General features: G+C 42.3%; 20 protein-coding genes. 5 read left to right on the plus strand and 15 right to left on the minus strand.

All coding sequences use genetic code 11. The annotated features are described in order from the left end of the window. Positions 1–35 precede the first annotated feature (35 nt). Entirely contained in the window at positions 36–1,109 is a 1,074-nt protein-coding gene (locus NJD71_RS11240; RefSeq protein WP_319052050.1) for an aspartate carbamoyltransferase catalytic subunit, read from the minus strand. Positions 1,110–1,494: 385 nt separating this feature from the next. Here NJD71_RS11240 and NJD71_RS11245 point away from each other — a divergent pair, with 385 nt between their 5' ends. Beyond that, complete coding sequence (locus NJD71_RS11245) at positions 1,495–2,478, plus strand: class 1 fructose-bisphosphatase (RefSeq protein WP_319052052.1); 984 nt, start codon at positions 1,495–1,497, stop codon at positions 2,476–2,478. A 105-nt stretch (positions 2,479–2,583) separates the two neighbouring features. Further along, entirely contained in the window at positions 2,584–3,378 is a 795-nt protein-coding gene (locus NJD71_RS11250) for a TrmH family RNA methyltransferase (protein WP_319052053.1), read from the plus strand. Positions 3,379–3,584: 206 nt separating this feature from the next. Here NJD71_RS11250 and NJD71_RS11255 read toward each other — a convergent pair whose 3' ends face one another. The 8 genes from NJD71_RS11255 to NJD71_RS11290 form a co-directional block, all read right to left on the minus strand. Continuing rightward, on the minus strand, positions 3,585–4,517 hold the full coding sequence (locus NJD71_RS11255; RefSeq protein WP_319052054.1) for an electron transfer flavoprotein subunit alpha/FixB family protein: 933 nt from the start codon (positions 4,515–4,517) through the stop codon (positions 3,585–3,587). 147 nt (positions 4,518–4,664) lie between these two features. After that, the gene (locus tag NJD71_RS11260; protein WP_101204853.1) at positions 4,665–5,414 is read right to left on the minus strand and encodes an electron transfer flavoprotein subunit beta/FixA family protein; all 750 of its coding nucleotides are present in this window, start codon (positions 5,412–5,414) and stop codon (positions 4,665–4,667) included. Positions 5,415–5,859: 445 nt separating this feature from the next. Further along, complete coding sequence (locus tag NJD71_RS11265; protein ID WP_319052055.1) at positions 5,860–6,432, minus strand: DUF421 domain-containing protein; 573 nt, start codon at positions 6,430–6,432, stop codon at positions 5,860–5,862. A 252-nt stretch (positions 6,433–6,684) separates the two neighbouring features. Beyond that, positions 6,685–6,897: a cold-shock protein gene (locus tag NJD71_RS11270; protein ID WP_057758834.1), complete on the minus strand. Its 213-nt coding sequence runs from the start codon at positions 6,895–6,897 to the stop codon at positions 6,685–6,687. Positions 6,898–7,266: 369 nt separating this feature from the next. Further along, on the minus strand, positions 7,267–7,692 hold the full coding sequence (locus tag NJD71_RS11275) for a hypothetical protein (RefSeq protein ID WP_319052057.1): 426 nt from the start codon (positions 7,690–7,692) through the stop codon (positions 7,267–7,269). 255 nt (positions 7,693–7,947) lie between these two features. Beyond that, positions 7,948–8,964, minus strand: a complete 1,017-nt coding sequence (ilvC, locus tag NJD71_RS11280; protein WP_238038758.1) for a ketol-acid reductoisomerase — start codon at positions 8,962–8,964, stop codon at positions 7,948–7,950. 149 nt (positions 8,965–9,113) lie between these two features. Then, positions 9,114–9,611, minus strand: coding sequence for an acetolactate synthase small subunit (gene ilvN, locus NJD71_RS11285; protein WP_319052058.1), 498 nt, complete (start codon positions 9,609–9,611; stop codon positions 9,114–9,116). Further along, positions 9,611–11,323 (minus strand): acetolactate synthase 3 large subunit, encoded by a 1,713-nt coding sequence (locus tag NJD71_RS11290; protein ID WP_319052070.1) that lies wholly within the window; start codon positions 11,321–11,323, stop codon positions 9,611–9,613. The genes ilvN and NJD71_RS11290 overlap by 1 nt, the downstream gene beginning before the upstream one ends. 968 nt (positions 11,324–12,291) lie before the next feature. Here NJD71_RS11290 and NJD71_RS11295 point away from each other — a divergent pair. Beyond that, positions 12,292–12,789, plus strand: a complete 498-nt coding sequence (locus NJD71_RS11295; protein WP_319052059.1) for a DUF4124 domain-containing protein — start codon at positions 12,292–12,294, stop codon at positions 12,787–12,789. A 15-nt stretch (positions 12,790–12,804) separates the two neighbouring features. Here the strand turns inward: NJD71_RS11295 and NJD71_RS11300 are convergent, their stop codons facing one another. Next, complete coding sequence (locus NJD71_RS11300) at positions 12,805–14,628, minus strand: NAD(P)H-hydrate dehydratase (RefSeq protein ID WP_319052060.1); 1,824 nt, start codon at positions 14,626–14,628, stop codon at positions 12,805–12,807. Between the two features lie 197 nt (positions 14,629–14,825). Between NJD71_RS11300 and queG the strand changes: the two genes are divergently transcribed. After that, entirely contained in the window at positions 14,826–15,998 is a 1,173-nt protein-coding gene (gene queG, locus NJD71_RS11305; protein WP_319052061.1) for a tRNA epoxyqueuosine(34) reductase QueG, read from the plus strand. A 122-nt stretch (positions 15,999–16,120) separates the two neighbouring features. Here queG and lysM read toward each other — a convergent pair whose 3' ends face one another. From lysM to fabD, 4 genes are all read right to left on the minus strand, one after another. Next, entirely contained in the window at positions 16,121–16,630 is a 510-nt protein-coding gene (gene lysM, locus NJD71_RS11310) for a peptidoglycan-binding protein LysM (protein ID WP_071003170.1), read from the minus strand. 306 nt (positions 16,631–16,936) lie between these two features. After that, positions 16,937–17,173 (minus strand): acyl carrier protein, encoded by a 237-nt coding sequence (gene acpP, locus NJD71_RS11315; RefSeq protein ID WP_057758815.1) that lies wholly within the window; start codon positions 17,171–17,173, stop codon positions 16,937–16,939. Between the two features lie 260 nt (positions 17,174–17,433). Further along, complete coding sequence (gene fabG / locus NJD71_RS11320; RefSeq protein WP_057758813.1) at positions 17,434–18,162, minus strand: 3-oxoacyl-ACP reductase FabG; 729 nt, start codon at positions 18,160–18,162, stop codon at positions 17,434–17,436. Then, the gene (gene fabD / locus NJD71_RS11325) at positions 18,159–19,127 is read right to left on the minus strand and encodes an ACP S-malonyltransferase (protein WP_319052062.1); all 969 of its coding nucleotides are present in this window, start codon (positions 19,125–19,127) and stop codon (positions 18,159–18,161) included. The genes fabG and fabD overlap by 4 nt, the downstream gene beginning before the upstream one ends. Positions 19,128–19,235: 108 nt before the next feature. Between fabD and NJD71_RS11330 the strand changes: the two genes are divergently transcribed. Then, a complete protein-coding gene (locus NJD71_RS11330; protein WP_319052063.1) occupies positions 19,236–19,385 on the plus strand; it encodes a hypothetical protein in 150 nt (49 codons plus the stop codon). Between the two features lie 164 nt (positions 19,386–19,549). Here NJD71_RS11330 and rpmF read toward each other — a convergent pair whose 3' ends face one another. Beyond that, positions 19,550–19,732 carry a 50S ribosomal protein L32 gene (gene rpmF, locus NJD71_RS11335; protein ID WP_057758809.1) on the minus strand — a complete coding sequence of 61 codons (183 nt, stop codon included), beginning with the start codon at positions 19,730–19,732 and terminating at the stop codon, positions 19,550–19,552. Positions 19,733–19,756 lie beyond the last annotated feature (24 nt).

Raw genomic sequence — 19,756 nt, forward strand, 5'->3', positions numbered from 1 at the left:
ATGAAATAAATGAGAATAAGTCGCGCGGCCGGCTGTTACTTGCCAGCCGCTTGGTGAGCGCGCTGGCCTTCCATCGCAAGCGATAAGACTGCCATACGTATGGCAATACCATTATTTACCTGCTTTAAGATGACAGATTGTGCGCCATCTGCCACGCTAGAAGCAATCTCAACGCCTCGGTTCATTGGACCTGGATGCATGACTAATGCATCAGGTTTGGCAAGAGCGACTCGCTCTGGCGTAATACCATAATGCTTGTAATACTCATTGGATGATGCCAAAAGCGGTGAGCCGATACGCTCATTTTGTATTCTTAATCCCATAATAACGTCACAGTCCGTGACGCACTCATCCATACTTTCATACACGGTTACACCAAAACGCTCGATACCTTTGGGCAGTAACGTACGCGGCGCACAAACACGGATATCTGTCACGCCTAGCGTTTGCAGTGCACTGATATCAGAGCGTGCCACGCGTGAGTGCTTGATATCACCAACGATTGCGATAGACAGCGCTTCAAATGGACGCGGTGCCTCACGGTGGATGGTCAACATATCAAGCATCCCTTGGGTAGGATGCGCGTGCCAGCCATCACCGCCATTGATGATCGCGATATCAGGGGTGACTTCTGTCGCCATAAAATGCGCAGCACCTGACGCTGAATGACGCACCACAAAGATATCTGCGGTCATTGCCTGTAGATTCCACAGCGTATCGCGTAGACTCTCGCCCTTCTTCGTACTGGAGCGTTCGATATCGATATTAAGTACATTGGCGCCCAATCGCTTTTCTGCCACTTCAAACGTCGTTCGCGTACGAGTCGATGGCTCAAAGAACAAATTCATTACGGTATAGCCATCCAACTCAGGACGGTTGATTAATTGACCATTATCATCAAAGAAAGTCTCTGCTTTTGCGATGATTGCTTTGAGCTGTGCTTTGTTAAGGCCTTCCACACCTAAGAAATGCCGGATACTGCCATCAGTATTGAGCTGCGGGCGGCTCAGTGAGGTATTGAGTCTATGGTGAATGGTATTAGGATCAAATTTTGCATAATCAGTTGGCGAAACTGCTTGGGTAGCGCTACTATCGATAGAATTTGACATAATGACAGGTCTTCATTGTGGGTTTATATGAGTCTATAGCAATCACTTATTTATCTTTGTTCGATCATTTATCACTGATAAGCATAGATACAAAGGACATTTGGATGCTTATTTGCTACAATTTACCGTAATCGAATGTGACCAAAACAGCATCAGCAATCAGTCAGGAAGCATAAGCAGACATACTGCATTCTCATAGAGAATAAGTCTGACAAAACTATAAATGAATAACAATAGATATAGTGTAGCTGATTTTGTAGTTACGACAAAGATGCCATACAGGCTAATTAAACATTTAACCCGTTAGAGTGTGCCAAATAGCACCTTCTTCTTTACTTCGATACCATCCATTTTTTACGTTCTATACCATTTATTAGGAAGCCTCATGACCACCCTAGCAGACTATCTCAACGAAAATGCTACCAACACTGCGCTCAATGATGTTATTACCACCGTCACTGATGTTGGTAAGACAATTTCGCAGCTACTCAGAAAAGGGGCGCTAGCAGATATTTTAGGCGAAGCTGGCAACCAAAACGTTCAAGGTGAAGACCAGAAAAAACTCGATGTACTGGCCAACGACTTATTACTAGAGGCGTTAGCAAGTAATTCACATTGTGCTGGTGTTGCATCAGAAGAACTCGATGACGCTACCCCTGCCAATAATGATGGCAGCTTATTGGTACTCTTTGACCCATTAGATGGTTCATCAAATATCGATATCAATATGGCAGTGGGTACGATTTTTTCTGTTCTGCCTTATGAGCGTCAAGGTCAAACCAGCGAAAACAGCGATTACCTACAAGCAGGTAATAAGCAGCTAGCCGCAGGTTATCTATTGTATGGCACCTCTACCGTACTGGCGTTAACCATCGCAGACAAGGTTGTTATGTTCAGCCTAGATCCAGAAACATCTGACTACGTGCTGATAGAAGACAATGTCCAAGTCGATGCTGACACGAGCGAGTATGCTATCAATAGCTCAAACTATCGCTATTGGCGCGCGCCGATGCAACAGTACATCGATGAGCTAATCGCAGGTGAAACCGGCGTACGTGGACGCGATTTCAATACACGCTGGGTCGCTGCTATGGTTGGTGACGTTCATCGTATCTTGTGTCGCGGTGGTCTCTTCACTTATCCGTTTGATACCAAATACGCTCATAAAGCAGGTAAGCTGCGTTTGATGTATGAAGCCAATCCAATGAGTCTATTAATAGAACGTGCGGGTGGCGGTGCGACGGATGCTGTCAATCGCATATTGGACATCGAACCGACCGATATTCATCAGCGTGTCCCTGTGGTACTCGGCAGCAAAAACGAAGTCAATTATGTGAAAGACTTGCACCTAAACTACTCTGAAAAATAATTAGTTTACGCCCATGTTAGAAACAGCCAGCAGAGTGCTAAATCAAAAATAGACCTTTTGCTGGTTGTCCAAACGACTCCTTTACTCTTCTCTAAGCGATCCACTATGGTACACAATCCCACCGAGCTGATTACCTCAGATAAGAACACAACCGTAAAACTTGTAAAAGCGCTATTAGCACAAGCGCGCCAACGCAAAAAGAACGGTCAGACTGTTATAGAAGGCGTCCATTTAATAGATGCGGCGCTGCGTAGTGACTACCCCTTTTTTCAAATCTTACTATCTGAATCAGCGCGTAGTCATCCCGAGGTTCAGCAAGTACTCACTCGCCTGCCCACTTATACGCCTATTCTTGTTTTGTCAGACACGCTTTATGAAAGCATACGTAGCTTAGGTACTGGCATCGATATTATGGCGATCATCAAGGTGCCAACGCATAGCTTGCCGATGATCGATGAGGATTGCCTGATCTTAAATGATGTACAAGATAGTGGAAATGTCGGTACGCTACTGCGCACAGCGGCTGCCGTTGGTATTCGCAATATCCTATGTACCAGTGCGACAGCTCAGGCTTGGTCTCCTAAGACGTTACGAGCCGGTATGGGTGCACAGTTTGCACTGACTATTTTTGAGGGCTTAAGTACGCAAGACATCCTGGATCAAGTACAGGTACCGCTATTGGCGACTAGCTCACATACAGATACTATCATTTACGATCACGACTTATCTGCACCTGTGGCTTGGATTATGGGTCATGAAGGTCAAGGCGTTAGTGACGATCTAATGCAATGTGCGACGCCTATAGCGCTACCGCAGCCAAATGGTCAAGAGAGTTTAAACGTAGCCATTGCAGGGTCTTTATGTCTGTATGAGACCTTACGTCAAAGACAATACTCTTAGCGTCTATTTATAACTACTATTAAAACCCAATCTATCAAGCATGAAAAAACCCACTATCACTTGATAGTGGGTTTTTTATTATCTGTCTACTACTGATATAGTCAAAGAAGTCTAAAACGGATACAAGGCAGCCGACTGCAGATTATACAAGTAGTACATCCAAGAAGGGTAACGCCGTAGCCGTTTAGTAGTTCTGTGACTATATACTATACCTTGCTGGTTAGCTCAGGCAGTGCTTCGAACAAATCAGCTTCTAAGAAATAGTCAGCAACGCTAGCGATAGGGGCTTCTGGGTCATTGTTGATAGCAACAATAACTTTAGAGTCCTTCATACCAGCCAAATGCTGAATTGCGCCTGAGATACCAGCGGCGATATATAGCTGCGGTGCAACGATTTTACCTGTTTGACCAACCTGCATATCGTTTGGTACATAGCCTGCATCAACAGCAGCACGTGATGCACCAACAGCAGCACCTAGCTTGTCTGCTAGTGGCTCGATATACTTAGTGAAGTTTTCACCGTTCGCTAGTGCACGACCACCAGAAACTACGATACCAGCTGACGTTAACTCTGGACGGTCAGACTTAGCCATCTCTTCGTTCACAAAGCTTGCTTTACCAGTTTCTTGTACGTTGTCGATAGTTTCAACAGTAGCTGAGCCACCTTCGCTTGCTACTGGGTCAAATGCAGTGGTACGTACGGTTAGTACGACTTTATCTTCTGTCGTTTTTACTGTCGCTGTTGCATTACCTGCATAGATAGGACGCTCAAACGTTTGTGCGTCTACCACACCAGAAATCTCTGACAACATGCTAACGTCAAGTAACGCTGCAGCACGTGGCATAAAGTTTTTGCCAGTAGTCGTTGCAGCAGCCAAAACATGGCTATAGTTACTAGCAATATCTGCAACCAGTAACGCAACGTTGCCTGCTAGTTGATGCTCATAAGCCGCGTTGTCAGCCAATAGTACTTTGGTCACGCCTTCTGCTTTAGCCGCTTCATCAGCCACCGCTTGAGCGCCACTACCTGCAACCAACACATGGATATCATCACCCATTTGCTTAGCAGCAGCAATAGTGTTCAAAGTTGCCTTTTTTAGACTGGCATTGTCGTGTTCTGCATATACCAAAATTGCCATGGTTTTAATCCTTTATTTATTCGTGTTATCTATTCATGCGGTTGTTTGTGTACAATGCTATTTGAGAGGCTATTAGTTCATATAGAACAGCTCAATCCATAGCCTTGTACAAGATATGCCGTAACAAAGCATTCAGTCATTAAAATATTAAATAACTTTTGCTTCGTTTTTCAGCTTATCGACCAACTCATCAACTGACCCTACTGTAATACCAGCTTTACGTTCAGCAGGTGGCACGACTTTAATAATTTCTTGCTTAGATGCCATATCAACACCAAAATCCGCTGGCGTTTTTTCATCAAGTGGCTTTTTCTTCGCTTTCATGATGTTAGGCAATTTAGCATAACGTGGCTCATTCAAACGTAAATCAGTCGTGATAACCGCTGGTAAATCAAGTGCGACTGTTTGCAGGCCACCATCGATCTCACGTGTTACGTTTACTTTATCGCCTTCAACCTTTACTTCTGATGCAAACGTACCCTGACCGATGCCCATCAATGCCGCTAGCATTTGACCAGTTTGGTTGTTGTCATCATCAATCGCCTGTTTACCTAGCAAGATAATATCAGTGCTTTCAGTTTCAGCGATGTTCTTTAAGATCTTAGCAACTTGTAATGGATATGGTTTTTCGTCACTTACTACCAATACACCACGGTCAGCACCTAGTGCTAAAGCTGCACGAATCTGCTCTTGTGATTCTTTTGGACCGATTGAAGCAACAATGATCTCATCAATGACGCCAGCTTCTTTTAGGCGAACCGCTTCTTCTACTGCGATTTCATCAAAAGGGTTGATTGACATTTTAGTGTTTGATAAGTCAACGCCAGAGTTGTCGGCTTTTACACGAACTTTTACGTTATAATCAATGACACGCTTGACCGCTACTAATGCTTTCATACGTTCCTCGTTTATTAATGTTATGAATTAAAAATATCAGTTAAGAACCCAATTTTCGTTGTGGTTCAAATTGTCGTTCAAAATACTACTCAAGGTTATTACTACATCAACAGAATATGATTACTCAAGAAATACAAGCCAATCTCAACAATCATATTAGCAATGTGTACTTTATCGATAAATCTGCTAAAGCTAAGCCAACCGTTATTATCAGACCTATGTATCTTGCGTCAGCATGCAGATAAGGTCAAGACAACGCCGTGAATAATGCGTCATAAATTTGTCACCATTCTAAAATAATTGGTCTATAAGCACGTTATTCCACGATTTTTTTAATTGACAGTCGTAATTACTGATACCTTTATAGCATTCTCAGCCCTAGCCTTACTTAACATTTTGTTATTATTTATCTCTTTAGCGTTAATAGATAGGGACTCAGCACTTGTTACTGGTTATCTTCGTTAGAGCTGACATTAGAACCAATCAGCAATTCACTATCACGTATATCATCAAATAATGACCGATCAGGAGTTACTTCACTGTTTTTGATAACACTCATATCCCCTGTTGTTTCCATTATGACAGCAAATACCTCAGTTTTAGATTTGATACCGTTTTTACGCAGTACTTCTTGGACATCGCTCGTACTTAGGTTAGCTTCTTGCAAATTATCTGGAAAATACTCACCATGTGCCATCAATATGATAGCTTGATTGTCTATTAACGCTTTGAGTGGCTTTATTTTACGCCTTACCACTGAGACCACGCCTTGAATCACGAACAGCACCGCAACAGCACACAACCCTTGTAGTAGAGAGGGCTCATCAGACAATACAGTAGAGGCCAATATACTACCAATACCGACGGTCATAGCAAAATCATGACTTGATAGCTTAGAAAAGCTACGTAAACCCATGAGGCGTGTAAACAGCATTAGACCCAAATAAAAACCTACTGCGGATATAGAAATACCCAGTATCTGTTGCCAGTCAATTGCAAGCCAAGTTTCCCATTTCATCATAGAGCCCTATTTTTAGTTTAGTCAGTATCTATTACGAACTGATGATACTTGTGAAAATATCAACGATATTTCTTACAAATCGTTCTGCTATAAATATGATGATACAAAAAAAGCAACCTGATAAGAGGTTGCTTTTCTTTAAAGTCGATACAGTATTTTTATTGTTTTAACAAACAAAGTAATCAATGCATATTAGTCATATTACTGTTATCAAGTCTGCTTAAGAAGCCAACTCAATAATAAATAAAATTAGATAGCTTCGATTTGCTCAGCTTGTGGGCCTTTTTTGCCATCACCTAAGATGAAAGACACTTTTTGGCCTTCGGCTAGAGTTTTGAAACCGTTACCTTGGATAGCGCTGTAGTGAGCAAATACGTCTTGTCCGCCGTTGTCTTGAGCGATAAAACCAAAACCTTTAGCTTCATTAAACCACTTTACAGTGCCTTCAACTTTATCTGACATAAATTTTCCTGACTCTTTAACTGTTGGCGAGACTTGTGTCATCACCGATTAATTGATATATACCTGCGTATTTTTTGCTTGATGCAATCATAAAAACTTTAAATAATCTGAAAGAAAATTCAAAATTTTTACCTAAAATATTTTGGGTACAGCCTGATTATAACAGTTTTCGATGTGGGTAACAGTCTAAATTAATAATTTTTGTAAATAAATTTTATCTATTATTTCGACCTAGAATAAAACATATTTATAAACATATCATGCTAATATTAAATGATTTTTAATCTTTATTATACTAACTGACGTGTTAGTGGATCTATTAACAACTCAAACAATCAAACCATTCTAGGATTTTATACTAATCATTACTTATTGCGATATAGGTAGCCATGGTGCACTTAATACTAACAAGCATAACGCAAAAAAGATTAATGAGAACGATTGGCTATAGGCAATATATTTGGCTGGTATCACAAGATCCTTTGGAGAATCTGGAATTCCTTTGCGCTTTAGTAACCGTGTGCCATATATCCAACCGAAGGTAGTATAGATACCATAAGCAGCAGGAACCGCAATCGCTAACGGTGCCAAATCAATCACATATAGAGCGACTACAGAGATGAAGAACCATATCGTATCTAAAAGCGAGCTGAATTGAAAAAATTTAGATTTGGGCAATTTGCCATCTGTTTTTTTGAGCATCTCCCCTTCTATCCAAATTAAAACTGCTACCACAGCACTGAGAGTCACATACACGAATTGCGGCGTTAGCCAGTCTGGATAAGATATTTGCACAACATACAACCTGTAATCTGTAGAAAATAAGAATGAGACACCCATTTGCATCTGTTATTCAAAGACAAATAAGCGTATTAAAAGCACTTTGGACAGTGTAAAGATGACTGCTTATATTGGGCAGTTATTACTACTTTTCAACCAGCACATATAATAACTTGTGTCTCTACCAAGCATGACTTAAAAAACCCGTGCTATCGAGTGATAACACGGGTTGTAGGACTATCTAGCAGTATATTTTAAAATGATATCGATTTAGTTTTTGTCTTTATCGATAATCTTGTTACCACCGATCCAAGGCATCATACCGCGTAGCTTGGCACCAGTTGTCTCGATTTGATGCTCAGCGTTGTTGCGACGACGTGCTGTCATTGATGGATAGTTGGTTGCACCTTCAGAGATGAACATCTTAGCGTATTCGCCAGACTGGATGCGTTTTAGCGCATTACGCATGGCTTCACGTGACTGCTCATTGATAACTTCAGGACCCGTAACGTATTCACCGTACTCAGCGTTATTACTGATTGAATAGTTCATGTCAGCGATACCGCCTTCATACATCAAATCAACAATTAGCTTTAGCTCATGTAGACACTCAAAGTAAGCCATTTCTGGTGCGTAGCCTGCTTCTGTTAGTGTCTCAAAGCCCATTTTTACTAGCTCTACTGCACCGCCACAAAGCACTGCTTGCTCGCCAAATAGATCCGTTTCCGTCTCATCTTTGAACGTGGTTTCGATGATACCTGAACGACCGCCACCAACACCAGCAGCATACGATAGTGCTAGTTGTTTGGCTTGACCAGAAGCATCTTGATAGATGGCGATAAGATCTGGGATACCGCCGCCTTTAGTAAATTCTGAACGTACAGTATGACCTGGTGCTTTTGGCGCAACCATAATGACATCTAGATCACCGCGCGGTACCACTTGATTGTAATGAATAGCAAAACCATGAGCGAAGGCTAATGTCGCGCCTTCTTTGATGTTTGGCTCGATGACGTCGTTATAAAGCTCTTTTTGAAACTCATCAGGTGTCAAAATCATGATAACGTCAGCAGCTTTTACCGCTTCTTCTACTTCAGCAACTTTTAGACCTGCATTTTCAGCTTTTTTCCATGAGCCTGAGTTGGCACGTAGACCAACCGTCACATCAACGTCAGAATCTTGTAGGTTAAGCGCGTGCGCATGGCCTTGTGAACCGTAACCGATGATGGCAACTTTTTTACCTTGAATAATTGATAAATCACAATCTTTGTCATAAAAAACGTTCATAAATAGAGTCCTTGTCTCAATCATGGCTTGCCATGGATAGTAAACGCTTATGCTGTAATTAATATAGTCACTGGCATAAGCGTCTTGTTGATTTAGATAAATAGTTTTTGATTAAAGTAGAGCTTGATTAAAATAGGTCGTAATGAGTATTAAATACTAAGCGTCTTTTCACCGCGAGCAATACCAATCACACCCGAGCGAACCACTTCCATAATGCGCTCACGTCCGAGCACATCAATAAAGCCGTCAAGCTTTGCCTTGTCGCCAACGATTTGAATCGTGTATAAATTGGCATTGACGTCGACGATCTGCGCACGGAAAATATCTGCACTACGTTTGATCTCTTCGCGCACACTACCAGTCGCTCGTACTTTGATCAGCATCAATTCACGCTCGACGTGTACATTCTCTGTTAGATTGTGCACTTTAACCACTTCAATCAATTTATGCAATTGTTTGGTGATCTGCTCGATTCTCTCTGGTGACGTAATAGTTGTCAATGTTAGGCGAGAGATGCTTGGATCATCAGTAGGTGCGACGTTTAGCGTTTCGATATTGTAGCCACGCTGTGAGAACAAGCCGACTAGCCGCGACAACGAACCCGCTTCGTTTTCCATCAATACCGAAATCAGATGTTGTTGTTGCATTAGGTACGCTCCCCTTTTGTTAACCACATGTCACGCATTGCCTGTCCAGCGATTTGCATTGGATATACATGCTCATTACGATCGACATAAATATCGATAAATACCAGTTTGTCTTTCATTGCCATGGCTTCTGCCAATTGCGCTTCCATAGTCGCAGGGTCAGTGATCTTGATACCAACGTGACCATAACTTTCAGCCAATTTGACAAAGTCTGGTAATGAGTTCATGTAAGACTGGGCGTGGCGACCTTCATACAACATGTCCTGCCACTGCTTCACCATGCCTAACTGGGCGTTATTTAGGTTTAGGATTTTTACTGGCAAATTATATTGTAGGCAAGTTGATAGCTCTTGGATATTCATCTGAATAGAGCCTTCACCTGTGATACAAACGACATCACGCTCAGGGTTAGCAAGCTTTGCTGCCATCGCATATGGTAATCCCACACCCATGGTACCTAGACCACCTGAGTTCAACCACTGACGAGGCTCATTGTATGTGTAGTAAAGTGCTGCAAACATCTGATGCTGACCGACGTCACTGGTAATAATAGCGTTACTGTTAGTCACTTTATCTAGAGCCTGTACCGCGCTTTGTGGCTTGATACCATTGTCTGTACTGGTGTCATAACGCAGACCATGGCGCTTACGCCACTCATTAATCTGTGACCACCAGTCTAGCAATGCGTGTTGCTCTAGCTGCTTGTCCTGACCAACAATCTCTAGCATGTCCGTTAAGACCGACTTCACATCGCCTACGATAGGAATATGCGCCAGAATGGTTTTTGAAATCGAAGCGGGATCGATATCAATATGAATAATAGTCGCATTAGGACAGAATTTTTTGACGTTATTGGTCACACGATCATCAAAACGTGCACCGACTGCCAAAATAACATCCGCATGATGCATACTCATGTTGGCTTCATAGGTACCGTGCATACCGAGCATGCCTAAGAACTGCTCATCTGAGCCCGGGAAAGTGCCCAGACCCATCAACGTATTGGTCACTGGCAGATTTAGACGATGAGCAAGGTCAGTCAACTCTTCATGCGCTTTACTCCAGATCACGCCGCCACCTGCATACACTACTGGGCGCTGCGCAGCGAGCAACGTCTCAACCGCCTTTTTGATCTGACCACTATGGCCTTTGAGCGAAGGCTGATACGAACGTATAAACACCTCTTCTGGGTACTCATAGGCATGTTTTTCGCTAGGGGCGGTCATGTCTTTTGGCACATCGATAACCACAGGACCTGGACGTCCAGACTGCGCAATATGGAATGCCTTTTTGACAATCATAGGAATTTCGCTAGCATGGCGTACTTGGAAGCTATGCTTAACGATAGGGCGTGACACCCCAACCATATCTGTTTCTTGGAAAGCATCTTCGCCAATTAGGCTACTTGGTACCTGACCTGAAATCACTACCATCGGTACTGAGTCCATAAAGGCAGTAGCAATTGCAGTAACGGTATTGGTTGCACCAGGACCTGATGTTGCGAGCACCACACCAGTATTGCCAGTCACTCGTGAATAAGCATCTGCCATGTGACCCGCAGCCTGCTCGTGGCGTACTAGAATGTGTTCAACGGCTTCTTGCTGAAACAGCGCATCATAAATGTGTAGAACAGCACCACCTGGATAACCAAAGATGTATTCGACACCTTCGTCAGTCAGCGCTTGTACCAGCATTTCAGCGCCCGATAGCATTACAGGCTCTGCACTGCCCTCTGCGAGACGTTGTTGCTTTTCTTCAAAATTTTTGGCGGCATTACCCGTTTGGGTATGTCCCGTCATATTCGGACTTTGCGTGGTTTGCGTCACTGTCATCACCTTTTTTTGCGGCGAGAATTTGCAGTATTTTATGAGGAGAGAGAATCCATGTAGGCATTACTTCTAAAGTCGTAAAACGATTGCCAATTCTTGTCCATATCAAGAATATTTGCCTAATGTATTGAGTTACGTTGTTTTTAAAAACAACAAATCACTCAAACACAGCAATGTATTTAAGGTCAGCTTTGTGATGAACGTTTATCGATATACAGTGACAAGATACGAATGCATCTAAAAAAGAGGCTTATTATTGCAAGTGAATACAAGCAAGCACTGATGACAAATTCATTGATACAGCCGTATAGGTATAAACAAATAAGATAAATTCTATAGCCAATAATTTGGCTGTCTCGCAAGCGTATTGACCCTTACGATAGATTTTAAAAACCCTGTACTTACCTTACGTTTAACACAACTGATAGAATCACATATAGTACATTTTAAATAATAAGTTTATCTTAGTCATTGTAGACAGATAAGTCCGGAGACGATGATTAGCGGTTAGTAGTCGCTTGACCACTACGTCTGCTAATCATGATCACAAAGGAAATAAAACTGCGTAAGCTACCGATAAGTAACCCGTAGTCTGCATTCACAAGTGCCACGGCAATATCATAAAAGCCGCTCACTGACCAATCAACTGCTCTTATATTCGATGGTTTAGGCCCTATTGTCAAGAAAAACTTCTAAACCCTATACCTAACTATTAGTTATTAAATAATATACATTGATAAGTATTTTTTGCTAAAATCAAAAGTCGGTGTGTTATTACTATCAATAACATACTCAAATGTTATATTTAACCTTATACCTATCTGTTACTACCAAACAAGAGGATTGCCACTATGGCATATGCATCTATAATCACTACTGCTGCCAAACTGCTAACGAGCACTGCGTGTATGCTAATGCTGTCTATGAATGCCAGTCAGGCTATTCAGGTATATAAATCCATTGGTGCGCATGGTGAAGTCAAGTATAGCCAGCATGCTCCGCAGAATGGCAAAAACATCGAATTGATTGAGTTTCGTAGTGACGGCAGACAAAATAACGCTGGAGAAATGGCAGGCAAAACAGATGCCAGCCAAAGTAATAATACCCAAACGGCAGAAGAGCAGCGTGTAGCCGCTCTTGAGGCGCGTATCAAAGAACAAGAAGCACAGGCCAATGCCCAGCGCTGTCAATCGCTGCGCAATAACCTAACCAACCTAAATGTTGGCGGACGTATCTATGAAATGGATGCAGATGGCAAACGTCAATATTTAGATGGACGTGAAATTGAGCTAAAACGTGAGCGCGTACAACAAGCAATCAATCAGTACTGTGATAGCGCTACGACCTAGTTTTTGTAGCGATGATTACTCAACTATCATCAGCTGCATAACATGGCGAAGGGCTGCTGGCATATCTTGAGCTTGTAGCCCTCGCTGTCCGACCAATAGCATATTGTTACTATAACAATCGCCCGTTTGGTTGACCAACACATCCCCTGCAAACCCATGTATAAGTACTGCTTGATGCAAGCTGCGCGACGCTGATACTAAGTCCTGCTGCGCCAACAATCCAGCAGTCACACCAGATAATACATCACCCATGCCAGCCGTTGCCATACCAGCGTTTCCAGCATTGCAGACGTATACCTGCTTTCGCCCTGATTTTTGCTCCAACACTAATGACCCTGCTCCCTTTAGTACCCAGTCACCACCATAAACCTTAGCGCACTGTGTTATAGCTTGCAGTCTATCACGCTCTACCTTGCTGATTTTTTGATCAAGTAACCTAGCCGCTTCGCCACTATGCGGTGTCATGCATACTCGATGATTTGAGCTATATTCTCGTAGCTCTTTTACCAGTTCATGACTGTCCATATGCAGTGATGCTAAATGATAAAGCCCGTCGGCATCAATCACTATTGATTTTTCATACTCTATAGCTGCCTTTATATAATCGATGAATAGTGCTTTTGCTTTTTCGTCACGGCCTAATCCCATACCGATAGCAATGACGCTGGCTTGTTTTATTAAGGTCTTCACACTATCTGCATCGTGCAAATTAATGGTCATGGCATCTGGCAACGAGGTTAATAATGCACCATGAAAAGCCTCATGACAGGCAACCGTTATCTTTCCAGCACCAGTAGCCATTGTACTAGACGCAGCGAGTATCGCGGCACCGCCCATACCTTGTGAGCCATCGATACGATTTCCGCCAATGACAAGCGCATGACCATAGCTGCCTTTATAACTGTTTTGACGGCGTGCATGCATACTATGTGCAGCCTTTAACAGTATAGCAATGGGTTCAGATGCTGGGCTCGTGCTTTCATTGGCTATGGTATGGTTGCTAGCTTCTTGTGGTCGAGTCAACTCATAAGGTATGAGCGGTATATCAGTGACTTTTCCACTATAATCCATACCATCTTTGGTATGCAGACCGAACTTGCGTGCTATCAGACACAAAGTCACATCAGCTTGTATCGCAACGCGGTCAAATACCTCACCAGTAGAGGCCACCAACCCACTTGGAATATCGACTGCCACTGCTAATGCTTTATGTCGTTGCGTACTATCATTAAAAGTATTAATCGCTTCTTTGTAGATACCTTCTGGCGCACGGTCAAGTCCAATACCAAAGAGAGCATCGATATGCATATCCGCAGATAAGATACTCTCGTTTGAACTATCTTGACGATTATGGATCTCTTCAAAACGTTGATAGTTGCAATTGGCAGATAAGGCTATCTGTAGCGCTTTGGTAGCATCAGTTATGCTACTAGTGTCACTATTTTTGTGATTAGCAATTACTGCCTGATTGTTTATGGCAAGATCACTTTTATCAAAACCGACAGTGATTACTTTGACTTGCCAGCCTGCTTGCTGCAAGTAATGAGCAATGAGCCAGCCGTCCCCGCCATTATTACCCTTTCCTACCCAGATGCATGCCCGATGCGGACAAGTATCATGATGATAAATATGAATATTGGGGTGACTGTTTTCAAAGTATTTTTGCTCATGCAGTTGCTCTATCCGTTGCGTCATCTGCCAAGCGGCTTGTTTCATTAGCCCAAAGCTATCATACCCTTCTGCAAACCATGCTTGCTCCATCGCGTATACTTGCTTGCTACTATACAGTGCCACAGGTTTTGTGTTTTTTATGGGTAATATAATGGTTTGATTTTTCATTTTATGTCCTCTACTGGTCTTTTCTTATATTTCGTACTAGCTTAGCAAAAGCTAATATCGACTTATGTATCGATATGACTGTAGGTTTATTTTCTTTTATACTTGCGCTCGTCACTCACTGGCTTATCATATCGGTATACCCATCACTCATGATCAAACACAAAACATCCAATCGAACCAAATAAGCGTCTATATCTATGCATACTGATAAAAACAAGATTGCCATTAGCGACGCCTATGTATTTTCAACCACAGCAGATGTTAAGCAATGGATCAAAGCGCAAGCACAAGCACTAGGGTTTGCTGACTGTGGATTTCTATCTGTCCACCACCCTTTGTTTACTAAGCAAATTGAACAGTTACAGCAATGGCTCGGTAAAGGCTATGAGGGTCAATTACAGTTCATGCATAACAACCACCATCTGCGTGCTCATCCTGAGGAGTTAGTAGATGGTGCAAAGACCATTATCAGTGTACGAATGGATTATCTCACTCAGGCACCGACGCCGCGTGCTGTTACGGACAACGATCATCCCAATCAAGGTATCGTCGCGCGGTACGCTAGAGGTCGTGACTATCATAAGACAATGCGTAGCCGCTTGAAGCAATTGGCCTTGAATATAGAAGCAATGCTTCCTGAATGGCAACATCTAGGTATCGGTGCAGAAAACGAGTTTGTTTTTAGACCTTTTAGCGATTCTGCACCTATATTTGAGCGACCTATCGCAGATGCTACAGGTCTTGGCTGGACAGGCAAGCATACGTTATTGATCAACAAACAAGCTGGCTCATTCTTTGTACTGGGTGAGTTATTTTTGAGCCTTGAGTTACCTGATGATGAGCCTGTCAAAGAACACTGTGGTAGTTGCAGCGCTTGTATTGATATATGCCCCACCCAAGCGATTATCGCGCCTTATGAGCTCAATGCATCTGCCTGTATCTCTTATTTAACGATTGAACACGATGGTATTATCGATACTAAGTACCGACGTGCAATCGGCAATCGGGTGTTCGGCTGTGACGATTGCCAGCTGATATGCCCATGGAATCGTTATGCCAACCTTACTACCGTCGAGGACTTCGCGCCAAGACATGGTCTTGATAACAGCAGTTTGCTTGAATTATGGCAATGGCAGGAAGCGGACTTTTTAAAAAATACACAAGGTAGTCCCCTTAGACGCACAGGCTATATCAATTTTTTGCGTAATATCGCGATTGGTTTGGGCAACGCCAATGCTAGTTTGGAAGTGGTTGAGCAACTGAAATCTAAGTTGACTATACATAATGCTATGCTCGACGAACATATCGAATGGGCATTGGATGAGCAGTATAAAAAATTAAATCCTAATAGCGAGCTAACCACTTCATAGATACGAATAAATATGTGAACTCATTATTTGATCTGATAGAAATCCACAAAAAAAGCCTCTTAAACATGAGAGGCTTTTTTATATTTAGTCGACTCTACTCAATCTCTAAGCACTTTTGAGAATTATGGCTTAGGAATGCGTAGTACTTGACCTGGATAAATTTTGTCTGGATCAGATAGCATTGGCTTGTTGGCTTCGAATATTTTCATATAATCACCAGATTCGCCATAAACATCTTTAGCAATTTTAGATAAACTATCGCCAGACTTTACGGTATACATGGTTGATTCAGGCGCATCTTCTTCGATGTCGATATTGTCAATAACTTTTGCGACGTTCTGCACATTACCAATAGCGATGATGGCTTTTTCGCGATCAGCTTGAGTCTTAGCATTACCACTAATCTCTGCAGTATCTGTAGAACCATTATATTTGATTTTTAGATTGCTGATATTTAGGTTTTGCTGCTGAATACGACGTAGCAAGATGTTAGCAACTGACTGTGCTGAAGGCTCACTGCTTTGAACTGGTGTATTAGCATCTGCTTTGGTTTCAGATTTTGCGTCATGCTTTTCGTCATCACGGTTAAAAATCTTGTCACCGATATCCTTTGCGAAACTGAACATACCCATATAACTACTCCTTAAATTTTTATTATTCATCGTTGTTTTTTTGATGATGTGTAATAAAGCATTGTCTTGCTCTATTCCTAATTACCATGATGAGTATAGACAAAGGAGAATAAAGTAAATAGTAAGAGTATGTTGAGTAATGTTGGATTGACGTAGCTTATGTTAATACAACTTAGTAGTCCAAAGTTCATACATATGAAAACCAGTATATCTAGCATAGTCAGCATATAAAGAAGAACAGACGCATAAAAAAACCGCCTATCTATAAGATAAGCGGCATCACAAAACTATCAACTGTATAGCAAATTATAGCTGAGCTTGTACGTAATCGATTGCTTTTTGAACAGTAGTCAATTCTGCAGAATCTTCATCAGGAATAGTGATACCAAAATCACTTTCAAAAGACATAACCAGTTCAACTAGGTCCAATGAATCTGCACCTAAGTCTTCCATGAACGAAGCATCATTGTTGATGTCTTCAACATTCATACCTAATTGCTCAGCTACTGCTGCTTTTACTCTTAGTTCGATATCATTACTCATATAGATCACTCCGTTATCATCTATTATTTTTGATAAACTGCTATAGCGCTTAATCTAAGCTTTATAGCATGGTATATAAAATGTATTTGCCAGATCAGCATTGCTGTCTGAGTACTCTATGACATAGTGTACAGTCTGTCTGATGTCTAATAAAGCCCTGCTATCATACAGGGCTTTGACTCAAAAGTATCCGTCATTATAGCACCCTTTATTATAGTTTACACTCGTTCACACAGTTTTTTATTATAACTGTGTAACGCCTACATATACATGCCACCATTGACAGGAATAACAGCACCTGTGATATAGCTGGCCTCATCGCTGGCTAAGAAATGTACGGCTGCTGCAATGTCTTCTGGCTGGCCAAGACGGCTGATAGGAACAGCATCTAGCATAGAGTTCAATAGGCGCTCATCAAGCTCATCTGTCATATCCGTTTCGATCAAACCTGGTGCCACACAATTGATAGTCACTTGGCGTGAACCGATTTCACGTGCAAGCGTACGGCTGAACCCTTCTACACCGGCTTTGGTCGCAGCATAGTTAGATTGACCTGCATTGCCCATTTGAGCGACGACGGAGGTTATATTGATAATGCGACCACGACGTGCTTTCATCATGCCACGTACTGCACGCTTACTCATACGGTATACTGATGTCAAATTGGTATCGATGACGTTTTCCCAGTCTTCATCTTTCATACGCATCAGTAGACCATCTTGGGTGATACCTGCGTTGTTGACGAGTACCTGTACCGCACCGTAAACGCTTTCGATCTCTTCAAACAGTTTATCAATTTGGGCAGTATCACGTACATCTAAAACACGGCCAATACCGCCAGTATCGTGAAGATAATCATCAATCAGCTCAGCACCTTTCTCTGTAGTGGCTGTGCCAATGACGAAATGTCCTTCTTTCGCAAAGCGTTTAGCAACTGCCTTTCCAATACCGCGGCTAGCACCAGTCACTAATGTAATCGTACGGCTCATAATAACACCTCTAATAATTTTTCTAGACGGGCAGGCTTGTCAGTCGGATAGCTTGCGATCGGCTGTGCTTGACGCTTCGCCAAATTGCTGAGGACATTACCACTGCCACACTCGATTAATATATTAATTTGTTTGTCAGCCAACTCTTGCATGGTTTTTGACCACAATACAGGTTCACTTAGCTGTTCAGTTAAGGCTTGCTTGATGCCCGCTGCACTGGTCTCAACACGCGCATGGCGATTTTGAATCACAGGGATAGTAGCCTGATCAAATTTAATCTCTGCTAATATCTCAGCTAAGGCATTACTTGCAGGTTCCATCAGTGCGCAATGAGATGGCACACTTACCTTTAGGGGCACAGATTTTTTGCCAGTATTTTTTACTTTGTCGATAACAGCGTTGACGCCCGCAGCATTACCCGAAATAACCACTTGCCCTGGACTATTAAAATTAGCAGCACCAACTACAGCAGCTTCAACATGTTCTGTTGCTTGCTCACATAGGTTTTCGACTCTATTGTCTTCAAGTCCTAATACGGCAGCCATAGCAGTATCAACCCCTACAACAGCCTCTTGCATCAACTGACCACGCTTATGTACTAAGGTCACGGCATCACCAAGCGATATCACATTGGCAGCACATAACGCGCTATATTCGCCAAGAGAATGCCCCGCTAAATAACAAGGCGTTTCTTTTAGTTGTTGTTGTAAAACACGCCAAATAGCAATGCTAGCTGTCAATAGCGCTGGCTGAGTGTATTGAGTTTGATTGAGTTTATCTTCATCTTGACAGATTGCCCACAAATCCTCACCAAGCGCCTCACTCGCTTCGGTAAACGTATCACGTATCTCTGGGTAAGTTTCAGCAAGCTCACTTGTCATTGAGACGGCTTGAGATCCTTGACCAGGAAAAATAACCGCGATACGAGCGGGTTGCTTTTTTACCATATCGGGTACAGAAGCCATAACCAATATTCCTTATCTGATTAGAATATCCCTAAAAACAATGGGGTTTATTATATTATTAGATGTTATACAAAGCCGCTACTTCGACTACCTGTCTACGACAACGGATTGTCAGTAAACTATACACTGACGCAAGCCATTATCATAGCGGATGCGTATCAAGCGATGATAGTGAAGCGCTGTGCGAACCAAAAGACTAATGACATTATCATGCTCTATTATCTACTAGGAACAGAAGCTCGTTTAGGTAATGATTAGAGTCATAAATAACAAAAAGCCAAGTTATCCAGCCACATAATATATGATAGCGAAATAACTTGGCTTTTTTAGCTCGAAGCTTATTGACTAATAATAATCAGGCAAAACAATGACAGTCACCAGTACTATCACTGCTTTGCTCGAATTATCATAGAGTCAATGTCTTAGGCGTCTTGACTTACTTTAAATAGCTGACGGCCACGATAGAAACCATCTTTAGTCATGTGATGACGACGATGTTTTTCACCAGTAGTAGCGTCTACGCTTAGTTCAGCAATTTCCATACGGTGATGTGAACGGCGCATGTCACGACGAGAACGGCTTTTACGACTTTTTTGAACAGCCATGATATAGCTCCTATACTTAAAAGG

Source organism: Psychrobacter sp. PP-21 (genome assembly GCF_033790785.1).
Taxonomy (GTDB): Bacteria; Pseudomonadota; Gammaproteobacteria; order Pseudomonadales; family Moraxellaceae; genus Psychrobacter.